Origin of the sequence: Citrobacter sp. RHBSTW-00944 (assembly GCF_013615435.1) — a bacterium.
Classification (GTDB): domain Bacteria; phylum Pseudomonadota; class Gammaproteobacteria; order Enterobacterales; family Enterobacteriaceae; genus Citrobacter; species Citrobacter braakii.
This window is the reverse complement of sequence record NZ_CP055418.1, coordinates 4,342,840-4,367,658: the sequence shown is the minus strand read 5'-3', so window position 1 is coordinate 4,367,658 and position 24,819 is coordinate 4,342,840. Positions and strand designations below refer to the sequence as shown.

Sequence of the window (24,819 nt, the reverse complement as noted above, 5' to 3'; positions counted from 1 at the left end):
CCTCTCTTTAAGCCATCTTAAATGACTCTGAGGTGTCTGTTAAACCCGTGGCGATTCAGACCGCAGGCCGGCGACGACAAGGTGGAAAAGTTCGGCGTGTGGCTCTGGCGGCAACGATCCCGCGAAGGGCGGACGGTGCTTGAGCTGTTGAACGTAAGCATGCGGGCAAACCATCTTGCGCGACTATGCCGGATGCCACCTATGCGGCAGCAGCTCTGCAATCTCACTAGCTCGCTGCGTCGGTAACCGTCTCAGCACATCCTTGAGATAGGCATACGGATCGTGCCCATTATTACGGGCCGACTGGATCAAACTCATGATCGCAGCAGCGCGCTTGAGCATGCGAACCCGCGCCGAGCATTTGAGAAGGCAACGGGATGAACGCTGGCTGGATAGCCGTGGTTTTCTGGGTAAGCAGGCGAATCCATTTGTGGACGAGGTTGGCATTGAGGCTGTAGCCCAAGGCGATGTTTGCGATGGAGGCACCGGGTTCAGAACACTCCTGAATGACCTGGGCCTTGAAAGATTTGCTGTAGGTACGGCGCTGAGGGCGCATGGAAAATCCGCTTGATGGGCCATGGCCTTCGGCGGCGGTGTCGGGAAGGTGTGTTGGCCGGACGGATACTGTTGAACTACGTTGTCTGGGGCAACGGAAGTGTTTCGGCCCGACTCTGGAACGCGATCCGCAGCGACGACTGGGCAATTCCGCACGTTGGCCTGAGCAGCCTCGGGGAAATCGTCGTCTGGGCGCGCCCAGACGAGTTTCCGCCAAGGAACATGCAGACAAGCAAGGGGCTGCGGGCACTCGGCTACAACGTGAGGATCGGTGTTTGATCGAGGCGCCTGTGGCACACGCAGGCTGAGGAGCCAGGCGCTGTCCATTGCCTGATCAGGCCGCCCCCCTGTGCCTTGCCTGAGCAGTTGACCTGCATCAATGGGGCGGGAGAACGCTGCACATTGACTCTTGACTCCTGAAGTTTTTCATAGTAGGTCTAGTATTACAAAGTATTGCAAGGATTTCCTTGGCCGGAACCGCAAAGCGACGCGATTGGAGAGGGTGAGATGAAAGCGCACCTACAGGTGATTTTCACGCTCGATGAATTGGCTGCGTACTTGAAAGTCGGCAAGCGGACGCTTTATCGACTCGCCGCACACGGGGAAATTCCGGCTTTCAAGGTGGGCGGGACGTGGCGGCTTCGTCAAAGTGAAATCGATCAGTGCATCAATGATCAGACCCGAGCCGGAGCAAAGAAGGAGGTGATGCGCAAGCGTGAACAGCAGAAGTCATCCGAGCAGCCCGTGTCGCCTGGGCGCACTGCCCGTCGCAGCAGGCAAAGGGCTTGAGTAACTCGTTTTCCAATTTTTCTGGAGGTATGACATGGACATCGATTTCAAGAAGTTGGCTCCCTGGAACTGGTTCAAGAACGAGCAGCAAGAGCAGCAGACCGCCTCTTCCCTGCCGGTGCAGCGCAATGACCTGCCAGCGGCGAGCGGGCCAGTCAGCCCGATCCTGCAACTGCATCGGGAAATCGACCGGCTGTTCGATGACGCATTCCGGGGCTTCGGTTTTCCGGCGTTGAACATGCCGCAGTGGCCATCCGATTGGTCGGGCATGCTGAAGCCGGCCCTGGACATCCAGGAAACCGACAAGCAGTACAAGATTGCCCTGGAAGTGCCCGGTGTCGAGGAGAAGGACATCCAGATCACCCTCGACAACGACGTGCTGATGGTGCGTGGCGAGAAGCGCCAGGAACAGGAGAAGAAGGAAGGTGGCTTCCACCGTGTGGAGCGCTCCTACGGCAGCTTTCAGCGTGCCTTGAACCTGCCTGACGACGCCAACCAGGATTCGATCAAGGCATCGTTCAAGAACGGGGTGCTCACGGTCACGATCGACAAGCGCGAGGTCAGTGCGCCGAAGCAGGGACGCTCGATCCCGATCAACGGCTGACGTCGCCGGCTCGTTCGTCACAAGAAAAACCCGGCCCGAGACGAGGTGTCGCGGCTCGCGATGCCTCGTCGCCTCAACCTTTTCAACCTTCTAAGGAGCATCAGCATGGCCAGAAAACAATGCCAGGTCTGCGGCCAACCCGCCACCGTGCGGGTGGAAGCCAATCTCAACGGTCGTCACAGCACCATGCTGTTGTGCGACGACCATTACCGGCAATTAGTGCGCCAGCAAAAGCGCACCGTTTCGCCGCTGGAAGCCTTGTTCGGTTCGCGCAGCGGCCTGTTCGAGGACTTCCTCGGCAGTGACTTCTTCCGCATCGGCGACGACGCGACGCCAGTTGCCGCCGATACCGATGACGTGGTCGATGCCTCGTTTGGCGAGCCCGCCGCCGCAGGTTCGGGTGCACCGCGCCGTCGCGGCAGTGGGCTGGCCAGCCGCATCAGCGAACAGTCGGAAGCCTTGTTGCAGGAGGCCGCCAAACACGCTGCCGAATTTGGCCGCTCCGAGGTGGATACCGAACATCTGCTGCTGGCGCTGGCCGACAGCGACGTGGTCAAGACCATCCTGGGTCAGTTCAAGATCAAGGTCGATGACCTCAAGCGGCAGATCGAGTCTGAGGCCAAGCGCGGGGACAAGCCCTTCGAGGGCGAGATCGGCGTGTCGCCGCGCGTGAAGGATGCGCTCAGCCGCGCCTTCGTGGCCTCCAATGAACTCGGCCATTCTTATGTCGGTCCAGAGCATTTCCTGATCGGTCTGGCCGAGGAAGGCGAAGGGCTGGCCGCCAACCTGCTGCGCCGCTACGGCCTGACGCCGCAGGCGCTGCGCCAACAGGTCAGCAAGGTGGTCGGCAAGGGCGCCGAGGATGGACGCGCTGAGACGCCGACCAACACGCCAGAACTCGACAAGTACTCGCGCGACCTGACCAAGATGGCGCGCGACGGCAAGCTCGACCCGGTGATCGGCCGCGCGCAGGAGATCGAAACCACCATCGAGGTGCTGGCCCGGCGCAAGAAGAACAACCCGGTGCTGATCGGCGAGCCGGGTGTGGGCAAGACCGCCATCGTCGAAGGGCTGGCGCAGCGCATGGTGGCGGGTGAAGTGCCCGAGACCTTGCGCGACAAGCGCCTGGTGGAACTCAACATCAACGCCATGGTGGCCGGCGCCAAATATCGCGGCGAGTTCGAGGAGCGCGTGCAGAAGGTGCTGAAGGAGGTGACCGAGCACCAGGGCGAGCTGATTTTGTTCATCGACGAGGTGCACACCATCGTCGGTGCCGGCCAGGGCGGTGGCGAAGGCGGGCTGGACGTGGCCAACGTGTTCAAACCGATGATGGCGCGCGGTGAACTCAACCTAATCGGCGCCACGACGCTGAACGAGTACCAGAAATACATCGAGAAGGATGCCGCACTGGAGCGGCGCTTCCAGCCGGTGACGGTGCCCGAGCCGACGGTGGCCCAGGCCATCATGATTCTGCGCGGCCTGCGCGACACCTTCGAGGCGCACCACAAGGTCAGCATCTCCGAGGACGCGATCATCGCGGCGGCCGAGTTGTCCGACCGCTACATCACGGCGCGCTTCCTGCCGGACAAGGCGATCGACCTGCTCGACCAGGCGGCCGCGCGCGTCAAGCTGTCGGCCACGGCCCGGCCGGTGGCCGTGCAGGAGCTGGAGTCCGAACTGCACCAGCTGCGGCGTGAACAGGATTACGTGGCCGCGCGCAAGCAGTACGACCAGGCCGCCGAGCTCGGCAAGCGCATCGAAGCCAAGGAGGCCGAGCTCAAGAAGCTCGTCGAGAACTGGGAGCGGGAGCGGGCCTCCGGCAGTGCCGAGGTCAAGGCGGAACACGTGGCGCAGATCGTCTCGCGCCTGACCGGCATCCCGGTCAACGAGTTGACGGTGGAAGAGCGCGAAAAGCTGCTGCACTTGGAACAACGGCTGCACGAGCGCCTGGTGGGACAAGACGAGGCGGTCCGTGCCGTGGCCGATGCCGTGCGGCTGTCCCGCGCCGGCCTGCGCGAAGGCAGCAAACCGGTGGCTACCTTCCTGTTTCTGGGCCCGACCGGGGTGGGCAAGACCGAGCTCGCCAAGGCATTGGCCGAATCGATCTACGGCGATGAGCACGCCCTGTTGCGCATCGACATGTCGGAATATGGCGAACGCCATACCGTGGCGCGGCTGGTGGGCGCGCCTCCGGGCTATGTCGGTTACGACGAAGGCGGTCAGCTCACCGAGAAGGTGCGGCGCAAGCCCTACAGCGTGCTGCTGCTCGACGAGATCGAGAAGGCACACCCTGACGTCTACAACATCCTGCTGCAAGTGTTCGACGACGGTCGCCTCACCGACGGCAAGGGCCGGGTGGTGGATTTCACCAACACCATCATCATCGCCACGTCCAACCTGGGTTCGGACATCATCCAGCGACGGCTGAAGGCGCGTGGGGCGGCCGACGAGGAGTACGAAAAGACCAAGGCCGAGGTCATGGACGTGCTGCGCGGCCACTTCCGGCCCGAGTTCCTCAACCGCATCGACGAGATCATCGTCTTCCATGCGCTGGGCAAGGAGGAGATCCGCCACATCGTCGGCCTGCAGCTCGATCGCGTGGCGCGCAGCGCCGCCAGCCAGGGCGTGACGCTCACTTTCGATCAGACGCTGATCGACCATTTCGCGGAAGAAGGCTACAAACCCGAGTTCGGTGCGCGTGAACTCAAGCGCCTGATCCGCAGCGAGCTGGAAACTGCGCTGGCGCGCGAGATGCTCGGTGGCAGCATCGGCAAGGGCGATCACGCCAGCGCACGCTGGGACGACAAGGCCGAACGCGTGGTGTTCGAACGCAAAGAGCTACCGCAGACCCCGGCCGAGCCGGAGCAGCCGGATGTCGCGAAGGCGACCGAGACGCCGCACGGCGACGCTGGCAAAGGCTCGCGCAAGAAGAAGTCGGCGAGCGACGCATCGTGATGGGCGTGTTCGAGCACGCCTACCGGATTCTCGACATCAACCGCGCGGTGCTGGAGCGCTGTGCGCGCGAGCTGCTGGCGCGCACAGCGCTCGACGAAAGCGATATCCGTCAATTGACTCAAGGACTTGTTCGGAACTGAAAACAGTAGTAGGTGCCATTCAGAGTAAACCGACGGCTCTGTTCAGTGCGTCATCCAATTCGTCGGCATTGTTCAAGGAGAACCGATATGTCTGCATTGACTCCGTGGGACCCCTTCCGGGAACTGGATGAATTGCAAAACCGCCTGGCGACGATGTTCGGACGAATACCCCAGCGACAGGGCGCCCGTACCGGCAACGAAGCCATGACCACGGCGGACTGGGCACCAATGGCGGACATCAGCGAGGATGAGAACGCATTCCTCCTCAAGCTGGATCTGCCGGAGGTCCCCAAGGATGCCGTGCGCGTCAGCGCGGAAAACGGTGTGCTCACCATCAGCGGCGAGCGCAAACTGGAAAAAGAGGAGCAGGGCAAGAAGTTCCACCGCATCGAACGTGCGTATGGCCGCTTTGTGCGCAGCTTTAGTCTTGCCTGACAACGTTGATCCGACCAAGGTGACGGCTTCCATGAAAGACGGCGTGCTGGAAGTGCGGCTTGTCAAGGCCGAGCAAGCCAAACCGAAACAGATTGAAATCTCAGTCAACTAACTTCAACCAAGAGCCCAAGATCATGAATATCAAACAGCCACAATACACCTTCTCCGCACTTGCCCTGGCGGTCGTCGTCGGACTGAGCGGACCGGCTCTGGCCCAATCGGCGGCAGGTTCTAGCCCAGGTGCTGCAGCACCCTCTGCCGCATCCAAGGCGGCACAGCCACAGTTAGATGACAAGGCCGCCCGGGAAGCCGATAAAAAGCGTGCCGAGCTCACTCAAGACGCCATCACGGCGCTCACCAAGACCCAGGAGGCTTTGACCCTCCTTGATGCAAAGAAGACCAAGGAGGCGCTTGCTGCGCTGGAACTGGCCAGCGGAAAGCTGGAACTGGTATTGGCACGCGACGCCAAACTTGCTTTAGCGCCGGTCGATGTACGCGTCATCACCCACGATATCCACGCCAACGTGGAATCGGTAAAGAAAGCGGTCAAGTTGTCTCGGGAGTTGTTGGGTGATGGCGAGGTGCAAAAGGCCCGGCCCATCGTTGCCAATCTGGCCAGCGAAATCGTAATCCAAACCGACAACCTTCCGATGGCAACGTACCCGGCAGCGATCAAGTCGGCCGCACGGCTCATCGACAGCGGCGAGATCGACAACGCCAAAGCGGAACTCGTCCGAGCACTGAACACGCTGGTGGTGACCTCGGTCGCCTTTCCTCTGCCCGTGCTACGGGCCGAAGCCGCGATGGCAAAAGCTGAAAAGCTGGCCGAGACCGACAGGCGCGATGCCAAGCAGAACGAGGAGCTCAGCACCTTGCTGTCGTCCGTGCGCACGGAGATCGAGATGGCGCAGATCCTGGGTTATGGCAAGAAGGCGGACTTCAAACCCATCTTCGATCAGGTGAAGTCCATTGAGCAAAAGTCGGCTGGTGGCAAAAGCGGCAAGGGATGGTTCGACGAGTTGAAGACGCGCATCCAAAAGCTGTTTTGAGGTGATGAAGGGGCTGACTGCTCTGTCGGTCAGTCTCGCGATGTTCGCATTCAGCCCCAATAGATTCGCCTATTTTCACTATCTCATACGAGGCATATCACCATGAATGAGCAAACACCGAATCCCAATGCGACGAACGAAGGAAAAAACGAACAGGCCGCGGTAAGCAGCCTTCCTGTCAGTCCAGAGTCCAAGCCTGAAGTCGTCACGGAGGTACAGCCTGAGGTTCAGAAAGAAACGGACTCGCAGGCGGCAGACAAACGTAAACAAGTCCTCGATGAGGCAGTCTCGGCCTTGTCGCTGACCAAATCAGCGCTGGCCGCACTTGACGGCAAGGACACTGCACGCGCATTGGCAACGCTGGCCGAAGTGACGGGAAAGCTGGAGCTGATCGTCGCGCGCGAACCCACGCTCGCCCTGGCCGGCGTTGATGTGCGCACCATCGTGCACGACTTGTTCGCCAACACGGAAACCATTGAGGCGATGACCGACGAGGCGCTGGATGCCCTCAAACATGGCGAGGTGCAACAGGCTCGCCACGTGCTGGCTTTGCTGGCCAGTGAAATCGTGATCACGGTCACCAACATCCCTTTGGCGTCCTATCCCGCAGCCGTGAAGGCAGTCGTGCCGCTGATCGATCAGGGCAAGATCGAAGAAGCCAAAGCCGCGCTGCAGTCAGCGCTCAGCACGCTGGTCGAGGAGCGCAGCGTGCTTCCGCTGCCCGTCCTGCGTGCGAAGCTGCTCCTGAAGCGCGCCGAGCCCCTGGTAGAAGATGGTCAGCGCAGCGAAGCATCCAATGAGCGCCTGGAGACATTGTTGAACGAAGCCCGGCAGCAGTTGGAAATGGCAGAACTGCTGGGCTATGGAAAAAGGAAGGACTTTGAGCCCCTGTACGCTGAACTCAAGAAAATCAAGGAAAAGACGGGAGGGGGAGGCTGCGGAAAAGGCTGGCTCGATGAAGTCAAGGCAAAACTGTCCAGGTTGTTCTGAAACCGCTGGAGAGGGGGCGCATAGCGCCCCCTCTCTTGTCCCATGAGTGTTTGATTTTTTATTTTGTATAGATCTTTAGGAGATATTGCATGAACACAGACACCATCGCCAATTCCAATGCGGATGACCCCACCAAAGCACTGTGTTCGCTGAGCCAAAATTGGTGGCTTTTTGTGCTGCGCGGTGTCTTGGCATTGATTTTTGCAGCCCTCGCGTTCTGGATGCCACAATCGGCTCTGTTGGCCATGACCATCATGTTCGGCGCATTTTCCTTGGTCAATGGCGCGTTCAACTTGTTTGCAGCGGTGCGCCATATCCAGAAAAAAGAGCGCTGGGGCTGGCTGCTGTTCAGCGGCATTGTCGGCATACTTACGGGCGTCGTCGTCCTGGTTGCTCCTTGGGTCGCCACGATAGTCTTGGCTTCTTTTTTATGGGCTAGCGTGGGCTTCTGGGCGATTTTCACCGGTGTGCTGGAGATATCCGCCGCCGTTCGGCTGCGTCGGGAAATCAAGGGTGAAATCTGGCTTGCCCTCAGTGGACTGCTCTCGATTATCCTTGGTGCTATCGTCTTGTGGATATTTTTTACCCGTCCGGTCGAGTCATTCGTGGCCGCAGGCTGGCTGTTGGGTTTCCATGCGGCAGTCTATGGCGTCACGCTTTTGTTCTTGAGTTGGAGTCTTCGCAAAACGCGCCTGGGGTAAGAGCGTGCCAAACCAAAATCTATGGATATGAGCATCCTCGATTCATGCCTCCATAGAAATGACATCGAAGGAGTCATACATGCAGATACAATATAGCTATCGAGCTATCGACAAAGAGTTTCATGAACCTTGGCAGAGAGCTTTGGGAAATGTGATCGAGCACGCCCTCAAGCCATTGCTCGACAAACACACTAAAGATTCAGCGCGACTTCAAATCGTCCTTGATCGCGACAAGATCAAGCGGCAATTTCTGGCCAGTGGCTATATGCACCTGCCCGGCAAAAAGATTGTCAGCGTTACTGCATCACATAACGAGCTGACGCCCCTCGCGCAGATGCTCGCACAGTCGTTGTTCCGTCAGGCCAAGAAGCATTTTGACCGACTGCATGCTCAGGATCAAATCAAGCGCAAAGCACGACGCGAGCGCTTGCGCGAGCTCAAGGTGCGGATTGCCGCAAAACCCGCATCAGCCGCCCATGAGGCCGAGGTGACCCGAATGCCTCTACTGTCGAAACTTGAGGCTGTCGCAAGGCGTGAGCTGGCTTATCTGCGGGCCGTCGGCGATTTACCGCGCGATTATCCGACGCTGCGCGACGTGGTGGATGAAGCGATTGTCCGAGCTAAGGTGGAATGGCAATCCGTGCCGGGGGAAAAAGAGGCTTACACCGGTCTTTTGAAGCATCTGTTCGCCGTCCTGGATAACGAAGTGGCAAGCAGCCGGCAATTTGGCGAATCCGTTTCTCTGGACGCGCCGGTCGAACCGGATGCCCAAGACGTGGCCGAGGCCATGGTGGAAGAGGAAATCTTCGAATTTTATCAGCACGATGACACACTCAAGCTGGCCGATATTTTCGCTGGCAGTCAGCATCCCGATGTCGCAACGATCGCGGAACAGGAGGAGCTGATTGATCGGTCGAGCGAGTTCGCTTTTGCATTTGACCTGCTGAAGGACATGCCGCGTTTGTGGCGGTGCATTTTTCTGCTTATCCGTGTGGACGGGCTGAATGCCAGCAGCGTCTCTGAAATCCTGCTGATTCCTAGTAAGGAAGATGCTGTCCGAAGGTGGCTCATGCAGGCCGAAGCATTCATCGCTGCTCATCTGGAAGAGGCCGGAGTAAGCAAAAACGGGAACGATTGGCTCCAAGGCGTTGATTGGTCGGCATTGTCTGTGACCCGAAACGAGGCAGCCTCACTGTGGTCCAAGGAGGCGAACCATGAAGAATGATCTTCACCTTGTCTGCCCGCATTGCCAGTCCATCAACCGCGTACCGACTGCGAAGCTATCGGAACATCCCAACTGTGGCCGCTGCCAGCAGCCCTTGTTCACGGGCGAGCCCATCGAGTTGACCACGGCGACGTTCTCGCGCCACGTGGAGCGCAGCGATCTGCCGCTGCTGGTCGATTTCTGGGCGCCATGGTGCGGGCCGTGCAAGATGATGGCGCCACAGTTCCAGCAAGCGGCGCACCAGCTCGAACCGAGGATCCGGCTGGCGAAGGTGAATACCGAGGCTGAGCCCCACCTGGCCACGCAGTTCGGTATCCGCAGCATCCCGACGCTTGCCCTGTTCCAGGGTGGGCGGGAGATCGCCCGTCAGGCCGGCGTGATGGGCGCGCAGGACATCGTGCGCTGGACGTCGACGCAAGTGGGACGCTGACCGATGCAGGGCTTGCTCGGCACTACACTAATCCTGCTGGCAGCTTGCAGCCTGGCGGCGATGGCGACGGCGGCGTTCAGAGTGCCCGCCTTGCTGGGGTATCTCTCTGTCGGCGTTGTACTGGGCCCCTCAGTCATCGGCGTGATCGCGCCGGGGGAGACGCTGAGCTTTCTGTCCGAGCTGGGCGTGGCGCTGCTGTTGTTCATGGTCGGACTGGAATTCTCCCTCGGAGACTTCTGGCTCGCCCGCAGGACGGTGCTGATGGCGGGCGCTCTGCAGATGATCGCCGTGGCCCCGCCGCTGATCCTGCTATTGATGTGGCTGGGGCAGCCCGGCCAGAGCGCCGCGCTGCTCGGCACTGCGGCGGCCATGTCGTCCACGGCGCTGGTCAGCCGACAACTGGCCGACCAAGGCGAGCTCACCACCCGCCACGGACGCAGTGCCATCGCCGTGCTGGTCTTTCAGGACCTGGCCAGCGTGCCCCTGCTGGCCTTGCTGGCGATCTGGGCGCGCGGCGAGTCGCCGAAGATCGAGCATGTGCTGCTCGAAGTATTCGGTGTGCTGCTGCTGTTCGCGGCAGCGGCCCTCGCCTCGCGCCGTCTGTTGCATGGCCTGCTGGGCTGGGTGGCGCGGCGGGGCCACGAGGAATCGTTCGTGCTCGTCTCCTTGTGCGTGGTGGTGGCTGCCGCCGCCGCTGCGCACGCGGTCGGCGTATCCGCCGCCCTGGGGGCCTTCCTCGCCGGGATGGTGCTGGGCGAGAGCGACTTCCGGCACCACATGGAAAGCCACCTCAGGCCGTTTCGCGATGTGTTGTCGGGCGTGTTCTTCGTGACCATCGGCCTGCAACTGGACGCAGCACAGATTCTTTCGGCACCGCTGGCGGTGCTGGCGTGGCTGGTGGTGCTGGTACCGGTCAAGATCCTGCTCAATACGCTGGCCTTGCGGGCGACGCGCCTGTCCGCCCTCGATGCCTGGCGCACGGGCATAGCGTTGGGGCACGGCGGCGAGTTCGCCCTGCTGTTGTTGGGCACGGTCTTGCAGCAGCATCTGATCCCCGCGACCGTCGTCCAACCCATGCTGGTCGCGCTGGTGCTCAGCATGGCCCTGGCACCGCTACTGATCCGCCATCACGATGTACTTGCCCGGTTCTTGAGCCGCACCGGCGGCGTCATTCAGCCACCCCAGGCTGAAGAAGTCGAGATCGCCGCGCAGACGACGCGATATCGAGACCATGTCATCGTTTGCGGCGCGGGCGAGCTTGGCCTGACAGTCAGCGAGATTCTTCGCCACGCCGGCGTGGCGCATCTGCTGCTGGAGGCGGACGCGCAGAAGGTCGAGGCCGCGCGTGCCGCCGGCGCGCCGGTGTTCCATGGCGATGCCAGTCGGCCCGATACCTTGCTGGCTGCCGGCTTGACGCATGCGCACTTGGTGGTGCTGACGTTCGCCCATGCCCAGCAAGCGTTGCGCATCGCCCAGGCGATTGCCGAGCGCCGTCCGGCGCTGACCTTGTGGGTGTCATGCAGAAGTACGACCGCGGCCGATGCATTTCGCGCCATGCCCAACGTGCGCGTGTATCAGCAATCCTTTGCCGCAGCTATTGGGCTGGCGGAACAGGTGATGTCGACGCTTGGCATGTCGACCGAGCTGATTGAAGGACACATCAGCGCAATGCGCCGCCGTCTCGACAGCAGCCGTTTTCCAGGGAGTTCATCGTCATGAAATCAACACGCCTTAACCCATTTCAGGTCTTACGTGACCAATTGGCCATCATGAGTTTTTACGAGCGCTTCGAGCAGGTCGTCGCGCTCGTGCTGTCGGCGGTGATCGCCGTCATCATCGTGGTGTCGCTGTTCCAGCTCATCTCCATCGTCTTCACGCTGCTGGTTCTAGATGCCTTCAATCCCCTGGACCACGAGGTATTCCAGAGCGTGTTCGGCATGATCATGACGCTCTTGATCGCGATGGAGTTCAAGCATTCCATCGTGCGCGTGGCGCTGCGTCGGGACAGCATCATCCAGGTCAAGACGGTGGTCCTGATCGCGCTGATCGCACTCTCCCGCAAGTTCGTGATCCTCGACTCCGACGCGAGCCCCGCAAAGATAGCCGCGCTGGCAAGCGCCACGCTGGCTCTGGGTGCGACCTACTGGCTGCTGCGCAAGCGCGGCGACCGCGCCGCCGAGACCTCTGAGCATGACCCGTCATCATCCCAGTGATCCGCGCACGGCGCTCTTGCAACACCGCTGGCTCAACCGCCTGCAGACCGGGCTGTTGGTCCTGACCATGGTCGGGATCGCAGCCGCAGCAGGGAGACTGCCGTTTGGGGAAGGCTGCCTGTGGCTAGCGCTGTTTGCCGTTGCAGGTGCGTTGCTGCTGGAACCGGTAGCCGCGTCGGCGCTGAGCTTGCGCCTGTACCGCGTACGGGCCTTGCACCCGCAAGAAGCCCACAAGATGTGGGCCCTGTTGCGCGAGCTGCCCGCCCGTGCCGGTTTGCCCGCCACGCCGGTGCCGCACTATGTGCCCAGTGCCGTCGTCAACGCCTTCGCCACCGGATCGAAGCAGGAGGCATCGATCGCCCTCACCGATGGCCTGCCTGCTGCGCAGCCTGAGCCCACGCGAGCTGGCGGGTGTGCTCGTGCACGAGGTCGCGCACATCGCTAATGAGGATCTGCGTGTCATGGGGCTGGCGGATTCCGACAGTCGCCTCACGAGCCTACTGGCCCTTATGGGACAGATCGCGATCCTGCTCAGCCTGCCCGCGCAGCTGGTTGGCGCGGCGGAGGTCTATTGGCCTGGTCTATTGTTATTGGCCGCATCGCCCCAGCTGGCCCTGCTCGCACAGCTCGGCTTGTCTCGCGTGCGTGAGTTCGACGCTGACCGCCTTGCGGCGGAACTGACTGGCGACCCGCAGGGGCTGGCGTCCGCGCTGGCGAAAATCGAGCGGGTCAGCCGCTCCTGGCGTGCCTGGCCATGGTCGGGATGGGGCAATCCCGAGCCCTCCTGCTTGCGCACGCGTCCGGCAACGCAAGAGCGCATCGCACGCCTGCTGACGTTGGCGCCTGGGCCAGCATCAGCGTTGCCACTCCGCGCGCCCCATTTTTTGCCGGAATCCGCTTTGGCGACGCGCCCACCGCGCTGGCGCCCGAGCGGGCTGTGGCGCTGATTGCCCATCAACAGGAGACGTCTCATGGCCTATCTCGACCCGTACCAACGCCCCGCGCCGGACCGCTTCGTCCGGCGCGGGCTCTTCATCACCGCCTGCATTGCCGCGCTCATGCTGCTGTGGCAGTTTCTGCCCGCCATCGAGGCATGGTTCAGTCCGCGCGAGGCAGCAGAACGCACCGTGATGGCGCGTGGCGATCTGGCGGCGGACGAGAAAACCACCATCGAACTGTTCGAAAAATCGCGCGCCTCGGTGGTCTACATCACCACCGCGCAATTAGTACGCGATGTCTGGACGCGCAACGTGTTCTCCGTGCCGCGCGGCACTGGCTCGGGCTTCATCTGGGACGACGCCGGCCACGTCGTCACCAACTTCCACGTCATCCAGGGCGCGTCCGAAGCCACCGTCAAACTGGCCGACGGCCGCGACTACCAGGCCGCGCTGGTGGGGACGAGCCCCGCGCACGACATCGCCGTGCTCAAGATCGGCGTCGGTTTCAAGCGCCCGCCGGCCGTGCCGGTCGGCACCAGTGCCGACCTCAAGGTGGGTCAGAAGGTGTTCGCTATCGGCAACCCCTTCGGCCTGGACTGGACGCTCACCACTGGTATCGTCTCCGCGCTCGACCGCTCGTTGCCGGGAGAAGCGGGCGGCCCGGCCATCGATCACCTGATCCAGACCGACGCCGCCATCAACCCCGGCAATTCCGGTGGCCCGCTGCTCGATTCGGCTGGGCGGCTGATCGGAATCAATACCGCCATCTACAGTCCGTCTGGCGCCTCGGCCGGCATAGGCTTTGCGGTGCCGGTCGATACCGTCATGCGCGTGGTGCCGCAACTCATAAAGACCGGCAAGTACATCCGTCCGGCACTGGGCATCGAGGTGGATGAGCAGATCAACGCGCGTCTGCAGGCGCTGACCGGCAGTAAGGGCGTATTCGTATTGCGCGTGACGCCGGGCTCGGCGGCGCACAGGGCCGGGCTCGTCGGCGTCGAGGTCACCGCAGGCGGCATCGTGCCCGGCGATCGCGTTATCAGCATCGACGGTATCGCCGTCGACGACGTCACCACATTACAGGCCCGGCTAGACGACAAGAACGTTGGAGATGTTGTGGTCTTGTTAGTGGAGCGGGCCGGCAAGACTCGCGAGATGCTTGTGGAACTACAACCGGGAGTTTGATGGAAAGTGGGTCATGGATCTGCACAGCGAAGCAGCCAAGCGACTTCAGCCTTGCGCCGAACTACGAGCCCTAGCTAGGGATGGTCTGAAGTAGCCCTGTATTTCCGGCTGACTTCAGCCACTGCTGATTTTGAAAGCGGTGAACCGATCAAAAACGATCGGATCACCCGCTCATTTCGGTGCTTTCAGCCGTCGCGAGCACCTTGCGACGGCCATTTTCCGCATTACAGGCGCACCTCTCCTGCGCTTGCCAGCAAATGTCGGCGGGCCATCCATAGGTTCGACAGGGCAAACAGCGTCACCAGTTGTGCAGTGTTCCTCACCAGCCCTCGGAAACGTACCTTGGTGTAGCCGAACTGCCGCTTGATCACGCGAAACGGGGGCTCTACCTTCGCTCGCACTTGCGCCTTGGCTTTCTCGATCTTGCGCTTGGCTTTGTACAGGGCGCTGCGTTTATCGAGCATCTTGTAGGTGCTGCGGCGTGCTGCGACCTGCCAGATCACTTCTCGGTCGGCATGCTCGGAGCGCTTTTCGACGCCGGTGTAGCCGGCATCGGCGCAGACGACGTTCTCGTCGCCGTGCAGCAGCTTGTCGACCTGGGTGACATCCGCCACGGTGGCTGCCGTGCCCACCACGCTGTGTACCAGCCCCGATTCATCATCAACGCCGATGTGCGCCTTCATGCCAAAGTAATACTGGTTCCCCTTCTTGGTCTGGTGCATTTCCGGGTCGCGCTTGCCGTCCTGGTTCTTGGATGAACTGGGCGCGTGGATCAGCGTAGCATCGACGATAGTCCATCTTGATAATATCGGGCCGCTCAACGCTCGGGTACGGCACGAAATCCAGCTCGACGATGCGCGTCCACTGGATGTCGTTATCCTGTCGTTCGTTGGCTTGTGGCTCCTCGTCGAGCAATGTTGGTGCTTCGATGCGGGTGACGACGAAATCCCGAAACTCTCTACTCTTGCGATCAAAGGGACGTGCCAGCGCATGCCGGTATCAACCAAAGCAAAGGGCACAATTACCCGCTCGGACTCGCCGCTGCTCATCGAGTAGTAGCGGATGGCGACGGGTCGCTTAGCGTGGATGCCTCGGCAAATCGTGGCTAACACATCCATCTTGGGAATGCTTAGGGCTGCGGGGGATTCGCATGGTAGCAGCGCCTGCATTGAGCCGTTCACGCCATCGCCAAAACCGAGAGACAGCGCCGACAGAACGCGCAGCGATGCGTGCTCGAACAACGGTGAGAACTCCTGCCCGATGCGATAAATCTTGTTGCTACCATCGAAGGTGATGTTATGCGGCGCAATTTCCCGGTACAAAGCCAAATCGCGTGTCGCCCCTGCCGGAGCCACACCGAAGCGCTCAATCAGATCAGGGCGTCCGATCTCACCGAAGAAATAGAGCCGAAAATCGATGTAGGCCAACCTCTCGCGCTGGACCAAACTCAAGTCCTCAAGCCGCTTAGAAAGGGAACCAAGCATGAATCATCACTATAGGGAAAAAATGAATATTTAATACGGTAATCCATAAAGTGCCATGATTATAATCAAATTGATGATAATCAGCATTAATACTTATGTAACAGCAAGAATTTATGTCTTAAACGTAGACAGTCATCGTATGGGCTGATGTTTCTATACCGTTAAATTGATGCCATCCAACTATAAAACCTTGCTGCCCAATGCCCTATAGCTCCCTCAGGCAATTTGCCCTTATCCACTGTTCTGGTCTGGGGATGAGGGATATCAGAATAACCTAACGACTCAGGGACTGGGATCACAGGCAACCGTGGCTCGTCGCTTACCTTAATTCAAATTATTTTCAGATAGATATCATTCTTCTGAACATACCCGATTAACGGCAGAATCTCACGATTCTGCCGTTTTTGTATAATTTTTCAGAGGAGTAGCTAATGAACAATTCTGAAGGTTTGAAGTCGTTTCAGCAATCGCTTGCTGGCCTGCCACAGTGGGTGTCTGAACGTATATTGCAGCAGATAAATCAGTTAACCCATTACGAGCCAGTAATCGGCATTATGGGTAAGAGCGGTGCCGGTAAATCCTCACTCTGCAATGCCCTGTTTGCCAGTGAGGTATCACCGGTCAGCGATGTGGCGGCCTGTACACGTGAGCCACTGCGCTTTCGCCTGCAGGTTGGCGACCGCTATATAACGCTGATGGATCTGCCCGGCGTGGGCGAAAGTGGCGCTCGCGATACCGAGTATGCTGCGCTGTACCGCGAACAGCTTCCTCGCCTCGACCTGGTACTGTGGCTGATTAAGGCCGATGACCGGGCGCTGACGGTGGATGAACATTTTTATCATCAGGTGATTGGAGAGGTATACCGGCATAAGGTGCTGTTTGTTATCAGCCAGTCGGATAAGGCCGAACCTACCAGCGGTGGGGGACAGTTGTCCACGGCGCAGAAGCAGAATATCAGCCGCAAAATCTGCCTGCTTCATGAGCTGTTCCAGCCCGTCCATCCGGTGTGTGCTGTGTCGGTCCGTCTACAATGGGGGCTTAAGGTGATGGCCGAGCGGATGATTAAGTGCCTGCCACGTGAGGCCACCAGCCCGGTGGTGTCGCAACTCCATCCTTCCTTTCGCACGACGGTAGTCCGGGAACAGGCTCGTAGCGATTTTGGTGAAACCGTCGGGGCCGTACTCGATAGCATCAGTGCCTTTCCCCTGATACCCGCCCCTGTGCGGGCCGTCATTCAGGCCGTGCGCACCACCGTGGTCTCTGTGGCCCGCGCCGTCTGGGATTTCTTCTTCTGAGTATTTAATCCATCCCTGTTATTTCCCTGACCCTGTCGCCGATGCGACGGGGATCCCCTTTATTTGTTTTCCCGTTATGAGGAGTCTGCTTATGACCCGTCTGGCTTCGCGCTTTGGCGCTGCAAACATTATTCGTCGTGACCGTCCGTTAACCCGCGAGGAGCTGTTTCGCGTGGTGCCCAGTGTGTTCAGCGAGGACAAACATGAATCCCGTAGTGAACGGTCGGGTAAGGACACGGTGTTACCACCGCATCCTCCCCTAAGAACCGTGCTTGCGAGTTTCCCCGCACACGGCTCAAGCCTTTCTAAGCACCACTGAAGGAGCCGGTTTCACAACTTGGAATCTGCGTGTGCGTGCTATCTGGTAGCAGTCCGGATGCAGCAGCATCAGGTTACTGTTGGTATCTCGCCCACCATCGATCTTTCGTTCCATGTGGTAGAGACGCCATCCAGTAGATTCACCGATCATCTGTCGGCAGACAGGGCAATTTCGTTCCTGAGCTAACCATATCCGAATCAGCCGGGTTCGCCCCTTAATTGAGCCTTGCATAGCAAGAGCCAATCGCTCTTCGAAGTAGGTTTCCCATTTAGGATCAAAGGGATTAGCCTCGGCACGGATTTTCCTGTGCCGCCTGATCGGTGTGCTGACAATGTCGTAAAGTTCCAGAAGCTCGGGGACTCCGGTTTTGAGTTTCTTGCCGGTTTTTGTGGCAAAGACCCACTGTCGGGCTCCGATGGTCCGGAAGTATTTCCGCCGGATCCATCCTGCGCCCTTGTGGGGATGCCGACGTTTTGCCCAACGCCACAGGCTTAGCCATATCGCATAACTGATTTTCCTGAACGTCTGTTTCGTCACAACATGCTGATTGTAATTGGCCCATCCACGAAGCATCGGGTTGAGTCTTCGTATCAGTATGTCGTGCCGCACCATTGCATTGCCCTTGATCACTTCCCTTACTTTGCGCAGAAAACGTTGAACGCTGGTAGGGGCGGGTTTGATTAACAATTTGCCCCCATATTTGCGTACGTTCATGCCGAGGAAGTCGAATCCATCGCTGATATGCGTGATCCTGGTCTTTTCTGGCGACATCGAGAGACCCCGCTCCGCCAGAAACTGCTCGACCATAGGGATAACTTCTTCTGCCAGCATTTCACGAGTCACACCGGTTATGATGAAGTCGTCCGCATATCGAACGATATTGACCTTCGACGGATTGCGGGTACTCCTGCGATATTTAAGTCGCAGCAGGTGTTCTAATCCATCTAGAGTCATATTCATCAACGTTGGCGATATGATCCCCCCTTGGGGTGTGCCCGCCGCTGTTGGATAAAGGACATTATGGTGAAAGTAGCCAGCTTTCAGCCACATTCGTAAGATCGCCTTGTCCATCGGGATATTGGCGATCAGCCAGTTGTGCGATATTTCGTCAAAGCAGCTACGGATGTCAGCTTCAAGGATCCATTCCGCACAATCGGTGTGTGAAAGTGCCTTGAAACACTGTTCAATTGCATCAGCCGTTGACCGGGCAGACCTGAACCCATAGGAGTTCGGGTCTGCGGTTGTTTCGGCTATCGGTTCCAGCGCGAGCAAGTGTAGTGCCTGCTGCGCCCGGTCGATCATACAGGGAATGCCCAGTGCCCGCTGCTTCCCGTTGGCTTTGGGGATGTAAATCCGCCTCAGTGGCTGAGGACGATAGCCCCGTCGCCTGAGTGATAATACTGCTTTGAGCTTGATCTTCGACGTAGACCACGTAACCCCATCCACGCCAGAAGTTCGTTTGCCGCGATTCTCTGTCACTCGCTTAACGGCGAGAGCTTTGCCGCTGAACGAGTGGGTGAGCAGCCATTGCAGAGCTTTCACTCTGCCATGTCTGCCTTCCTGTGTTGCCTTCACGATACGTGCCTGAAGCCTTCTGACCTCGCGGTGGCATCTTGCCCAGTCAATACTGTGCCAGTGCGTCGCCTGATCGGAAGGTGCACCAGAGCTATTTAGCTGCGCCGTCATTTGCTTTCCCTCCTTTAAAGGTTCGCCAGACTCTCTCGTGATGAAAGACCAGACTGAAGTTTGCCCGCTTTCGCGTGAGGTAATGTTGCCCAGCGACGCAACCTCTATCCATTCGATTACAGAATGGCCTTCGCTTTCTCAGTCCTCCTCTATCCGCACCGCCGACAGTTTCCCTTACGGGGCCCCTGCCCGAATGGGCAACGATACGGACTTACCATGTTCCGTTCGAAGAACGCGATGGGTTAGGTTCTGCCTCTCCGCCGGTAGCTCTGTTGTCCGCGTATTCCCAGTATAAAAAGGAATATCCAGCTACTTTGCCTTTTGGCTACAGCCTTTCAGTACCTTTGGCTGCTTAATATTGACGACGTTTAAGAGCAGTTCACTTCTGTTAACCATACCATCAAGCCTAGCGCTCAAGCCGCGTTGGTACTTGCAGCCCTTGCTACGTTGTCCCGACCGCTTCAGACCCAACAGTTACCCGTCGAGCATGGATCAGTAGGCTACCGCTGACGGAACAGCGGGCTTTGTCCCCGCGATGTTTTGCGGGTGAAGCAATTCTTCGAGCGACTTCATGTCGCACCTACACCTATATACCCACCATCTCCTTGCTGGACAGCCTGCAGCGAGAAGGCTTCCAGCCATTCTTTGCCTGTCAGACCCGTGTGCGTGATCCGGAGCGTCGCGAACACACCAAGCATATGCTGCGTCTACGGCGTGAGGGACAGATAACCGGTAAGCAGGTGCCGGAAATAATCCTGCTCAACTCTCACGATGGCAGCAGTTCGTACCAGATGCTGCCGGGACTATTTCGTGCGGTTTGTCAGAACGGGCTCGTCTGCGGTGAGTCGTTTGGCGAGGTGCGGGTGCCACACAAGGGGGACGTGGTGAGTCAGGTGATTGAAGGCGCGTATGAGGTGCTGGGGATTTTTGACCGGGTGGAGGAGAAACGGGATGCCATGCAGTCGTTGCTGTTGCCACCCCCGGCACAGCAGGCACTGGCAAAAGCCGCCCTCACATACCGCTTTGGTGAAGACCACCAGCCGGTGACTGAATCGCAGATCCTCTCCCCTCGCCGCTGGCAGGATGAGAGCAATGACCTGTGGACCACGTACCAGCGTATTCAGGAGAACCTGATTAAGGGCGGGCTCAGTGGCCGTAATGCCAAAGGAGGACGGTCACATACCCGTGCCGTTCGCGGTATCGACGGGGACGTGAAACTTAACCGGGCACTGTGGGTGATGGCGGAAGCCCTGCTCACGCAACTGCAGTGACCGTTTAATGTTGCTGCTTTGTTAATATCGGACACCACCTGTCCGCATCGCACCGTGCTGACGGTCCTCACTCACCGAGGGAAGGCCTGTAACCCCCGCTGCCTCTGGCTTTTGCAGAAATGAAAAATAGTTTCTGTGGTGTCCATACCCTGTCCGACCCCCTCTTTAAAGTAATCACATCATTTTCAGTCAGTTAACTTTCACGGAGAACGTCTCATGACACAGGCAGAACGCCGCCATGACCGGCTGGCTGTCAGGCTGTCACTGATAATCAGCCGTCTGGTGGCAGGGGAAACGCTGAGTGTGCGTAAGCTTGCCGCTGAGTTTGGTGTGTCGGTGCGCACGCTGCGGCGTGATTTTCGTGAGCGGCTGATGTATCTGGACCTGGAGTATCAGTCCGGATATTGCCGCTTACGCACTGCGGGCAGTGAGACGCAGATGGTGCCCGACGTGCTTATCTTTGCCCACCGCAGCGGGATGGCCGGTCTTTTCCCTGGCTTTGACCGTCGTCTGGTAAACGCACTGCTGATGTGCGATGAGTCTCCCTGCGTAATCGCACCCGCCAGTCCGGCTCCTTCGCCATCAGGCGCATTGTCTTTCTGGCGACTGAATCAGGCCATTACCGGGCGCAGGCGGGTGACTCTGATTGCCGAGGGGCAGCGCTGTGAGCGGCTGGCTCCCTGCCGGTTACTTATCCACCAGCAGGCCTGGTATCTGGTGGCAGAGCACGACGGACATATCGCCGTATTCTCCCTGGATGAAATCCATCTGGTTCAGCCCCTGCAGGAGACTTTCCGGCGTAACGACAGTCTGTGTCGTCTTGTTGAAGACCCGGGCTTTATTCAGTCCTTACCCCATTTTCGCTTTATCCAGCAGTCACTGCTTACGTTTGTTCCGGCCGACAGCCCACCAGAATAGCGTAAGCGTTGTTATCAACCCGGCAACAGGGAGGAGCCCTATGCCCGTTATTGCCATTATCGCCATTGTTGTCATCGTCATCATTCTGAACAAAACCGGGGTGTCCGACAGTCTCGCGGCCCTGACCCTTGCCACTGTTGCCGCACTGCTGACGGGAGGTGGCGCAGCCGGTGCTGCCAGTGTCGCGCTGACACCGTTCGTCGGCGTGCCGGTGGGTATTTTCGTGGGCATTTATGTCTTTGCCAAAGTGGTTCGTCTGATTTCAGGAAAAAAATAATGAAACGTAAAACACTGCCTCTGCTGGCGCTGGTTGCCACCACTCTGTTTCTCATCGCATGCGATGACAGAAGTGATGACCTGAAGGCCATCAGTAAATTTAAGGACCTCACCCCACCGCGTTTCAGTGATGTGGTCAGCCACCAGGATGATGTCAGCGAAGAATGGTCACAGGTTGACTACTTATCCGGTCCCACCTTGCAGGTTTTACGTACCCGCCAGTCGCCCGATGGCTGCGAGGGTGGCAGTTACTACTACCTCGTGGATATGCAGGAAAAAACCGTCCAGCCACTGATGAATGCGCTGTGTATTGCCGATAACATCAAACTGGAATACCAGGAGGTGACGGACCCGTATACCAAAGAAAAATACTTTGAGTACGCCCATGACGGCAAACTGATGGGGCGACTGCTGATACCCTCAAACCCTGAGAACCAGGAATAAAACAACGACAAAGGAGACAAGAATGACAATACTTTCACTAAGTCGGTTTATGCTGGCGGGTGTACTGCTCGCGAGCTTTAATGCCTCTGCTATCCCGGGGTTCTGGCAGCAGGGTTACGGTCAGGGCAATACGGAATACAGCGTGACCGAAGCCAGCGGAAAGACGTTTACCATCAACTGCACAGGGAACCCGGACCAGAATGGTTTCTATCAGCATTCAGTCTTTCTTACCCTTGCCGATGACAAGATGGTCAGTTCGCACGATGACGACACTACTATCACCGTAGTGATGGATCACCAGCAGTACATTATTCCGTCCAGCCTGGGCTGGCGTAACGGCGATAACGCCTGGTTTGACTTCATCAGCAATATCTCTGAGGCCGGGCAGTTCGACGTCTACGTCAATGACCACAAAGCAGGGACCTTCACTGCGGACCGGAAGAACGCTGAGAAAGTTCTGTCCACTCTCGGAGACTGCAGCAACGACTGATAGTAGTATCTTCCCCAGCAAATCCACCCCGACAGCTAGCAGGCTGCCGGGGTTTTCTTTTATCAGGAGCCCGAAAATGACCCAATCCGTGTTGCTGCCACCGGGGCCTTTCACCCGGAGACAAGCGCAAGCGGTCACTACCACGTACAGCAATATCACACTCGAAGACGACCAGGGCAGTCACTTCCGTCTGGTGGTTCGTGATACTGAAGGCCGGATGGTCTGGCGGGCATGGAACTTTGAGCCGGATGCCGGTGAAGGTCTTAACCGCTATATCCGCACCTCAGGCATCCGTACAGACACGGCCACCCGCTGATCGCGAAGCATTTACCCGCATTCACCTCCCCGAACACACTTTATATCCCCATACGCCAGCCATCGCCGCTGGCGTTTTTATTGACGGAGACATACCCATGACAACACAGACGCAGCACGACCTCGCACCCGCTAACCAACCCGAATTTGAACTGACCGTCACGCAGGTACCCGATGAACAGCGTATCGATTTCTGGCCACAGTACTTTGGCGCTATCCCGCAGTGGCTACTCCTGGAGCCGCATATCTTCGCCTGGATGGACCGCTTCTGTGAGGGCTACAGCGGTGGTATCTGGTCGTTCTACACCCTCAGCAATGGCGGCGCATTTATGTCCCCCGAGCCTGACAACGATGAGACATGGCGTCTGTTTAACTGCCTGAACGGTAACGATGCCCAAATGAGTGCAGAAGCAGCAGGTATTGCTGTCTGCCTGATTGCGTATAGCCACCATGCCTGCCGTACAGAATGTGACGCGATGACCGCACACTATTACCGCCTGCGGGAGTATGCCATGCAACATCCAGAGGCTCACGCCATTCTGCGTATTATCGACTGACCGAAGGAGCAACAGATGAAACAGCTTTCCTTTTTACCCGGCGAGATGACGCCACAGGACCGGCGTCTCATTCAGCGGGCGCTCAGGGCTCTGGACCGCCACCTGCATGAGCCCGGCGTAGCCTTCACCTCTACCCACGCCGTACGTGAATGGCTGCGACTGCATATGGCCGCGCTTGAGCGGGAAGAGTTCCGGGTGTTGTATCTGGACAACCAGAATCAGTTGATTGCCCATGAAACGCTCTTCACCGGCACGATTAACCGCACCGAGGTGCATCCCCGGGAGGTGGTCAAACGTGCTCTGCACTTCAACGCGGCGGCGGTGATACTCGCGCATAACCATCCTTCCGGCGAGACGACACCTAGCCAGGCCGACAAAACCCTCACGCAGCGACTGGTTCAGGTGCTTCAGCTGGTGGATATCCGCGTCCCTGACCACCTGATTGTCGGTGGCAGGCAAATCTATTCGTTCGCAGAACACGGTCTGTTGTGAGGTATGACATGAAAATTATCAGTAAACGCCGGGCAATGACGATATACCGCCAGCATCCTGAGTCCCGGATCTTTCGCTACTGCAGTGGAAAATATCAGTGGCACGGTAGCGTCTGCCATTACACCGGCAGGGATGTGCCGGATATCACAGGAGTCCTCGCGGTATACGCCGAACGCCGCCAGGACCGTAACGGGCCTTATGCCTGCCTAATGAGTATTACCCTGAACTGACAATAAAAGGAGAGCCGCCATGACCCACATCAACTGGGGCCTGCAGCGGGCTATCACGCCGCGCCTGGGAGCCCGTCTGGTGCAGGAGGGTAACCGACTGCACTATCTGGCTGACAGGGCCAGCATCACCGGCAGGTTCAGTGACACCGAATGCCGGAAGCTGGATGAAACATGCCCGCACTTTATCCGCCAGATGGAGTCGATGCTAACCACCGGTGAACTCAGTCCCCAACACGCCCACTGCGTCACCCTGTACCACAACGGTTTCACCTGCGAAGCCGATACTCTTGGCAGTTGCGGCTACGTATACATCGCCATTTACCCCACTCAGAGTTAATTACCTTCACGAGAGTAAACATGAAAACTTTACCTGCAACAACTCAGCGGGCGGCGAAGCCCTGCCTAGCATCCGTGGCTGTCTGGCAAATGCTACTGACCCGCCTGCTGAAACAGCACTATGGTCTCACCCTCAACGACACACCGTTCAGTGAGGAACGTGTTATACAGGAACATATCGATGCCGGAATCACGCTGGCTGATGCCGTGAATTTTCTGGTGGAAAAATACGAACTGGTGCGTATCGACAGGAAGGGATTTAACTGGCAGGAACAATCCCCTTATCTCCGGGCTGTAGACATTCTGCGAGCACGGCAGGCAACTGGCTTGTTGCGGCAAAGCCGTAAAAATTCGGTACGGTGAATATTACAGGCAGTGCTACTGGCTTTCATCACTATCCGGGGATGCTGGCAGCGAGATGAAGAGGGCAGGGTAGCAATTCCTTACCTGACCCATTACCTGACCCAAATTGCATCCAAAGAAAAAGGAGTTAGACG

Annotated in this window: 26 protein-coding genes and 6 pseudogenes; 28 read left to right on the top strand and 4 right to left on the bottom strand. The window is 58.6% G+C overall.

Annotation, left to right across the window (positions count from 1 at the left end):
- Positions 1-183 precede the first annotated feature (183 nt).
- Both HV334_RS21195 and HV334_RS21190 read right to left on the bottom strand, forming a co-directional pair.
- Positions 184-348 (bottom strand): annotated as a pseudogene (locus HV334_RS21195) (transposase domain-containing protein); the annotation flags it as partial.
- Positions 293-556 carry a transposase gene (locus HV334_RS21190; protein ID WP_001247776.1) on the bottom strand — a complete coding sequence of 88 codons (264 nt, stop codon included), beginning with the start codon at positions 554-556 and terminating at the stop codon, positions 293-295. The gene HV334_RS21190 and the pseudogene HV334_RS21195, both read right to left, overlap by 56 nt.
- Before the next feature lie 14 nt (positions 557-570).
- On the opposite strand from HV334_RS21190, the gene HV334_RS21185 reads away from it, so the two are divergent.
- From HV334_RS21185 to HV334_RS21115, 15 genes and pseudogenes are all read left to right on the top strand, one after another.
- Positions 571-834 carry a hypothetical protein gene (locus tag HV334_RS21185; protein WP_001295708.1) on the top strand — a complete coding sequence of 88 codons (264 nt, stop codon included), beginning with the start codon at positions 571-573 and terminating at the stop codon, positions 832-834.
- 228 nt (positions 835-1,062) lie between these two features.
- Entirely contained in the window at positions 1,063-1,344 is a 282-nt protein-coding gene (locus HV334_RS21180; protein WP_000643630.1) for a helix-turn-helix domain-containing protein, read from the top strand.
- Between the two features lie 34 nt (positions 1,345-1,378).
- Positions 1,379-1,948: a small heat shock protein sHSP20 gene (hsp20, locus tag HV334_RS21175; RefSeq protein ID WP_000350435.1), complete on the top strand. Its 570-nt coding sequence runs from the start codon at positions 1,379-1,381 to the stop codon at positions 1,946-1,948.
- A gap of 105 nt (positions 1,949-2,053) precedes the next feature.
- Positions 2,054-4,903 carry a heat shock survival AAA family ATPase ClpK gene (clpK, locus tag HV334_RS21170; protein WP_016154561.1) on the top strand — a complete coding sequence of 950 codons (2,850 nt, stop codon included), beginning with the start codon at positions 2,054-2,056 and terminating at the stop codon, positions 4,901-4,903.
- Positions 4,900-5,043 (top strand): hypothetical protein, encoded by a 144-nt coding sequence (locus HV334_RS21165; RefSeq protein ID WP_181221950.1) that lies wholly within the window; start codon positions 4,900-4,902, stop codon positions 5,041-5,043. Before clpK ends, HV334_RS21165 begins: the two co-directional genes overlap by 4 nt.
- Before the next feature lie 87 nt (positions 5,044-5,130).
- Positions 5,131-5,590, top strand: a pseudogene (gene hsp20-GI / locus HV334_RS21160) (small heat shock protein sHSP20-GI).
- Between the two features lie 22 nt (positions 5,591-5,612).
- Positions 5,613-6,527 (top strand): heat resistance protein YfdX1, encoded by a 915-nt coding sequence (gene yfdX1, locus HV334_RS21155; RefSeq protein ID WP_181220864.1) that lies wholly within the window; start codon positions 5,613-5,615, stop codon positions 6,525-6,527.
- A 102-nt stretch (positions 6,528-6,629) separates the two neighbouring features.
- Positions 6,630-7,517, top strand: a complete 888-nt coding sequence (gene yfdX2 / locus HV334_RS21150; RefSeq protein WP_004118195.1) for a heat resistance protein YfdX2 — start codon at positions 6,630-6,632, stop codon at positions 7,515-7,517.
- Positions 7,518-7,606: 89 nt separating this feature from the next.
- Positions 7,607-8,218, top strand: a complete 612-nt coding sequence (gene hdeD-GI / locus HV334_RS21145; RefSeq protein WP_001090779.1) for a heat resistance membrane protein HdeD-GI — start codon at positions 7,607-7,609, stop codon at positions 8,216-8,218.
- A 79-nt stretch (positions 8,219-8,297) separates the two neighbouring features.
- Positions 8,298-9,443, top strand: coding sequence for a hypothetical protein (locus HV334_RS21140; protein WP_045282331.1), 1,146 nt, complete (start codon positions 8,298-8,300; stop codon positions 9,441-9,443).
- The gene (trx-GI, locus tag HV334_RS21135; RefSeq protein ID WP_000786816.1) at positions 9,433-9,873 is read left to right on the top strand and encodes a heat resistance system thioredoxin Trx-GI; all 441 of its coding nucleotides are present in this window, start codon (positions 9,433-9,435) and stop codon (positions 9,871-9,873) included. Before HV334_RS21140 ends, trx-GI begins: the two co-directional genes overlap by 11 nt.
- A gap of 3 nt (positions 9,874-9,876) precedes the next feature.
- Positions 9,877-11,592, top strand: coding sequence for a heat resistance system K+/H+ antiporter KefB-GI (gene kefB-GI, locus HV334_RS21130; RefSeq protein ID WP_039185889.1), 1,716 nt, complete (start codon positions 9,877-9,879; stop codon positions 11,590-11,592).
- The gene (gene psiE-GI / locus HV334_RS21125) at positions 11,589-12,086 is read left to right on the top strand and encodes a heat resistance protein PsiE-GI (protein WP_016154556.1); all 498 of its coding nucleotides are present in this window, start codon (positions 11,589-11,591) and stop codon (positions 12,084-12,086) included. Before kefB-GI ends, psiE-GI begins: the two co-directional genes overlap by 4 nt.
- A pseudogene (locus tag HV334_RS21120) lies at positions 12,064-13,033 on the top strand (zinc metalloprotease HtpX). The gene psiE-GI and the pseudogene HV334_RS21120 overlap by 23 nt, the downstream one beginning before the upstream one ends.
- Positions 13,034-13,057: 24 nt before the next feature.
- Positions 13,058-14,209, top strand: coding sequence for a trypsin-like peptidase domain-containing protein (locus HV334_RS21115; RefSeq protein WP_000323729.1), 1,152 nt, complete (start codon positions 13,058-13,060; stop codon positions 14,207-14,209).
- A gap of 224 nt (positions 14,210-14,433) precedes the next feature.
- On the opposite strand, the pseudogene HV334_RS21110 reads toward HV334_RS21115, so the two are convergent.
- Positions 14,434-15,003, bottom strand: a pseudogene (locus HV334_RS21110) (IS5 family transposase); the annotation flags it as partial.
- Between the two features lie 1,121 nt (positions 15,004-16,124).
- Here HV334_RS21110 and HV334_RS21100 point away from each other — a divergent pair.
- A complete protein-coding gene (locus HV334_RS21100; RefSeq protein WP_016154552.1) occupies positions 16,125-16,988 on the top strand; it encodes a GTPase family protein in 864 nt (287 codons plus the stop codon).
- Positions 16,989-17,079: 91 nt separating this feature from the next.
- A pseudogene (locus HV334_RS21095) lies at positions 17,080-17,211 on the top strand (DUF945 domain-containing protein); the annotation flags it as partial.
- Between the two features lie 72 nt (positions 17,212-17,283).
- Here HV334_RS21095 and ltrA read toward each other — a convergent pair.
- Positions 17,284-18,993, bottom strand: a complete 1,710-nt coding sequence (gene ltrA / locus HV334_RS21090) for a group II intron reverse transcriptase/maturase (protein ID WP_001618784.1) — start codon at positions 18,991-18,993, stop codon at positions 17,284-17,286.
- Between the two features lie 581 nt (positions 18,994-19,574).
- Here ltrA and HV334_RS21085 point away from each other — a divergent pair.
- The 11 genes and pseudogenes from HV334_RS21085 to HV334_RS21035 all read left to right on the top strand — a co-directional run.
- Positions 19,575-20,264 (top strand): annotated as a pseudogene (locus HV334_RS21085) (DUF932 domain-containing protein); the annotation flags it as partial.
- 216 nt (positions 20,265-20,480) lie between these two features.
- Complete coding sequence (locus tag HV334_RS21080) at positions 20,481-21,182, top strand: WYL domain-containing protein (protein WP_181220863.1); 702 nt, start codon at positions 20,481-20,483, stop codon at positions 21,180-21,182.
- A 40-nt stretch (positions 21,183-21,222) separates the two neighbouring features.
- A complete protein-coding gene (gene ypjK, locus HV334_RS21075; RefSeq protein ID WP_001144031.1) occupies positions 21,223-21,459 on the top strand; it encodes a protein YpjK in 237 nt (78 codons plus the stop codon).
- Complete coding sequence (locus tag HV334_RS21070) at positions 21,459-21,902, top strand: YfjS/YafY family lipoprotein (protein WP_181220862.1); 444 nt, start codon at positions 21,459-21,461, stop codon at positions 21,900-21,902. Before ypjK ends, HV334_RS21070 begins: the two co-directional genes overlap by 1 nt.
- Before the next feature lie 22 nt (positions 21,903-21,924).
- Positions 21,925-22,392: a protein YkfB gene (gene ykfB, locus HV334_RS21065; protein WP_001547765.1), complete on the top strand. Its 468-nt coding sequence runs from the start codon at positions 21,925-21,927 to the stop codon at positions 22,390-22,392.
- 76 nt (positions 22,393-22,468) lie between these two features.
- Positions 22,469-22,708 (top strand): DUF905 family protein, encoded by a 240-nt coding sequence (locus HV334_RS21060; RefSeq protein ID WP_000194654.1) that lies wholly within the window; start codon positions 22,469-22,471, stop codon positions 22,706-22,708.
- A gap of 97 nt (positions 22,709-22,805) precedes the next feature.
- The gene (locus HV334_RS21055; RefSeq protein ID WP_001548150.1) at positions 22,806-23,264 is read left to right on the top strand and encodes an antirestriction protein; all 459 of its coding nucleotides are present in this window, start codon (positions 22,806-22,808) and stop codon (positions 23,262-23,264) included.
- 15 nt (positions 23,265-23,279) lie between these two features.
- Positions 23,280-23,756, top strand: a complete 477-nt coding sequence (locus HV334_RS21050; RefSeq protein WP_000811693.1) for a RadC family protein — start codon at positions 23,280-23,282, stop codon at positions 23,754-23,756.
- An 8-nt stretch (positions 23,757-23,764) separates the two neighbouring features.
- Positions 23,765-23,986, top strand: coding sequence for a DUF987 domain-containing protein (locus tag HV334_RS21045; protein WP_001548171.1), 222 nt, complete (start codon positions 23,765-23,767; stop codon positions 23,984-23,986).
- Between the two features lie 19 nt (positions 23,987-24,005).
- A complete protein-coding gene (locus tag HV334_RS21040; protein WP_006812013.1) occupies positions 24,006-24,323 on the top strand; it encodes a type IV toxin-antitoxin system YeeU family antitoxin in 318 nt (105 codons plus the stop codon).
- A gap of 20 nt (positions 24,324-24,343) precedes the next feature.
- Positions 24,344-24,685, top strand: coding sequence for a TA system toxin CbtA family protein (locus tag HV334_RS21035; protein ID WP_181220861.1), 342 nt, complete (start codon positions 24,344-24,346; stop codon positions 24,683-24,685).
- The last annotated feature ends 134 nt before the right edge of the window (positions 24,686-24,819 follow it).

Bases quoted from the DNA above. Each gene is read 5' to 3' on its own strand.
- kefB-GI (WP_039185889.1), top strand. From the start codon at position 9,877: ATGCAGGGCTTGCTCGGCACTACACTAATCCTGCTGGCAGCTTGCAGC.
- HV334_RS21080 (WP_181220863.1), top strand. From the start codon at position 20,481: ATGACACAGGCAGAACGCCGCCATGACCGGCTGGCTGTCAGGCTGTCA.
- yfdX2 (WP_004118195.1), top strand. From the start codon at position 6,630: ATGAATGAGCAAACACCGAATCCCAATGCGACGAACGAAGGAAAAAAC.
- HV334_RS21040 (WP_006812013.1), top strand. From the start codon at position 24,006: ATGACCCACATCAACTGGGGCCTGCAGCGGGCTATCACGCCGCGCCTG.
- HV334_RS21055 (WP_001548150.1), top strand. From the start codon at position 22,806: ATGACAACACAGACGCAGCACGACCTCGCACCCGCTAACCAACCCGAA.
- ltrA (WP_001618784.1), bottom strand. From the start codon at position 18,993: ATGACGGCGCAGCTAAATAGCTCTGGTGCACCTTCCGATCAGGCGACG.
- clpK (WP_016154561.1), top strand. From the start codon at position 2,054: ATGGCCAGAAAACAATGCCAGGTCTGCGGCCAACCCGCCACCGTGCGG.
- HV334_RS21140 (WP_045282331.1), top strand. From the start codon at position 8,298: ATGCAGATACAATATAGCTATCGAGCTATCGACAAAGAGTTTCATGAA.
- yfdX1 (WP_181220864.1), top strand. From the start codon at position 5,613: ATGAATATCAAACAGCCACAATACACCTTCTCCGCACTTGCCCTGGCG.
- hsp20 (WP_000350435.1), top strand. From the start codon at position 1,379: ATGGACATCGATTTCAAGAAGTTGGCTCCCTGGAACTGGTTCAAGAAC.
- HV334_RS21070 (WP_181220862.1), top strand. From the start codon at position 21,459: ATGAAACGTAAAACACTGCCTCTGCTGGCGCTGGTTGCCACCACTCTG.
- ypjK (WP_001144031.1), top strand. From the start codon at position 21,223: ATGCCCGTTATTGCCATTATCGCCATTGTTGTCATCGTCATCATTCTG.
- HV334_RS21180 (WP_000643630.1), top strand. From the start codon at position 1,063: ATGAAAGCGCACCTACAGGTGATTTTCACGCTCGATGAATTGGCTGCG.
- HV334_RS21190 (WP_001247776.1), bottom strand. From the start codon at position 556: ATGCGCCCTCAGCGCCGTACCTACAGCAAATCTTTCAAGGCCCAGGTC.
- HV334_RS21060 (WP_000194654.1), top strand. From the start codon at position 22,469: ATGACCCAATCCGTGTTGCTGCCACCGGGGCCTTTCACCCGGAGACAA.
- HV334_RS21035 (WP_181220861.1), top strand. From the start codon at position 24,344: ATGAAAACTTTACCTGCAACAACTCAGCGGGCGGCGAAGCCCTGCCTA.
- HV334_RS21115 (WP_000323729.1), top strand. From the start codon at position 13,058: ATGGCCTATCTCGACCCGTACCAACGCCCCGCGCCGGACCGCTTCGTC.
- hdeD-GI (WP_001090779.1), top strand. From the start codon at position 7,607: ATGAACACAGACACCATCGCCAATTCCAATGCGGATGACCCCACCAAA.
- HV334_RS21100 (WP_016154552.1), top strand. From the start codon at position 16,125: ATGAACAATTCTGAAGGTTTGAAGTCGTTTCAGCAATCGCTTGCTGGC.
- HV334_RS21050 (WP_000811693.1), top strand. From the start codon at position 23,280: ATGAAACAGCTTTCCTTTTTACCCGGCGAGATGACGCCACAGGACCGG.
- HV334_RS21045 (WP_001548171.1), top strand. From the start codon at position 23,765: ATGAAAATTATCAGTAAACGCCGGGCAATGACGATATACCGCCAGCAT.
- trx-GI (WP_000786816.1), top strand. From the start codon at position 9,433: ATGAAGAATGATCTTCACCTTGTCTGCCCGCATTGCCAGTCCATCAAC.
- ykfB (WP_001547765.1), top strand. From the start codon at position 21,925: ATGACAATACTTTCACTAAGTCGGTTTATGCTGGCGGGTGTACTGCTC.
- HV334_RS21185 (WP_001295708.1), top strand. From the start codon at position 571: ATGGGCCATGGCCTTCGGCGGCGGTGTCGGGAAGGTGTGTTGGCCGGA.
- psiE-GI (WP_016154556.1), top strand. From the start codon at position 11,589: ATGAAATCAACACGCCTTAACCCATTTCAGGTCTTACGTGACCAATTG.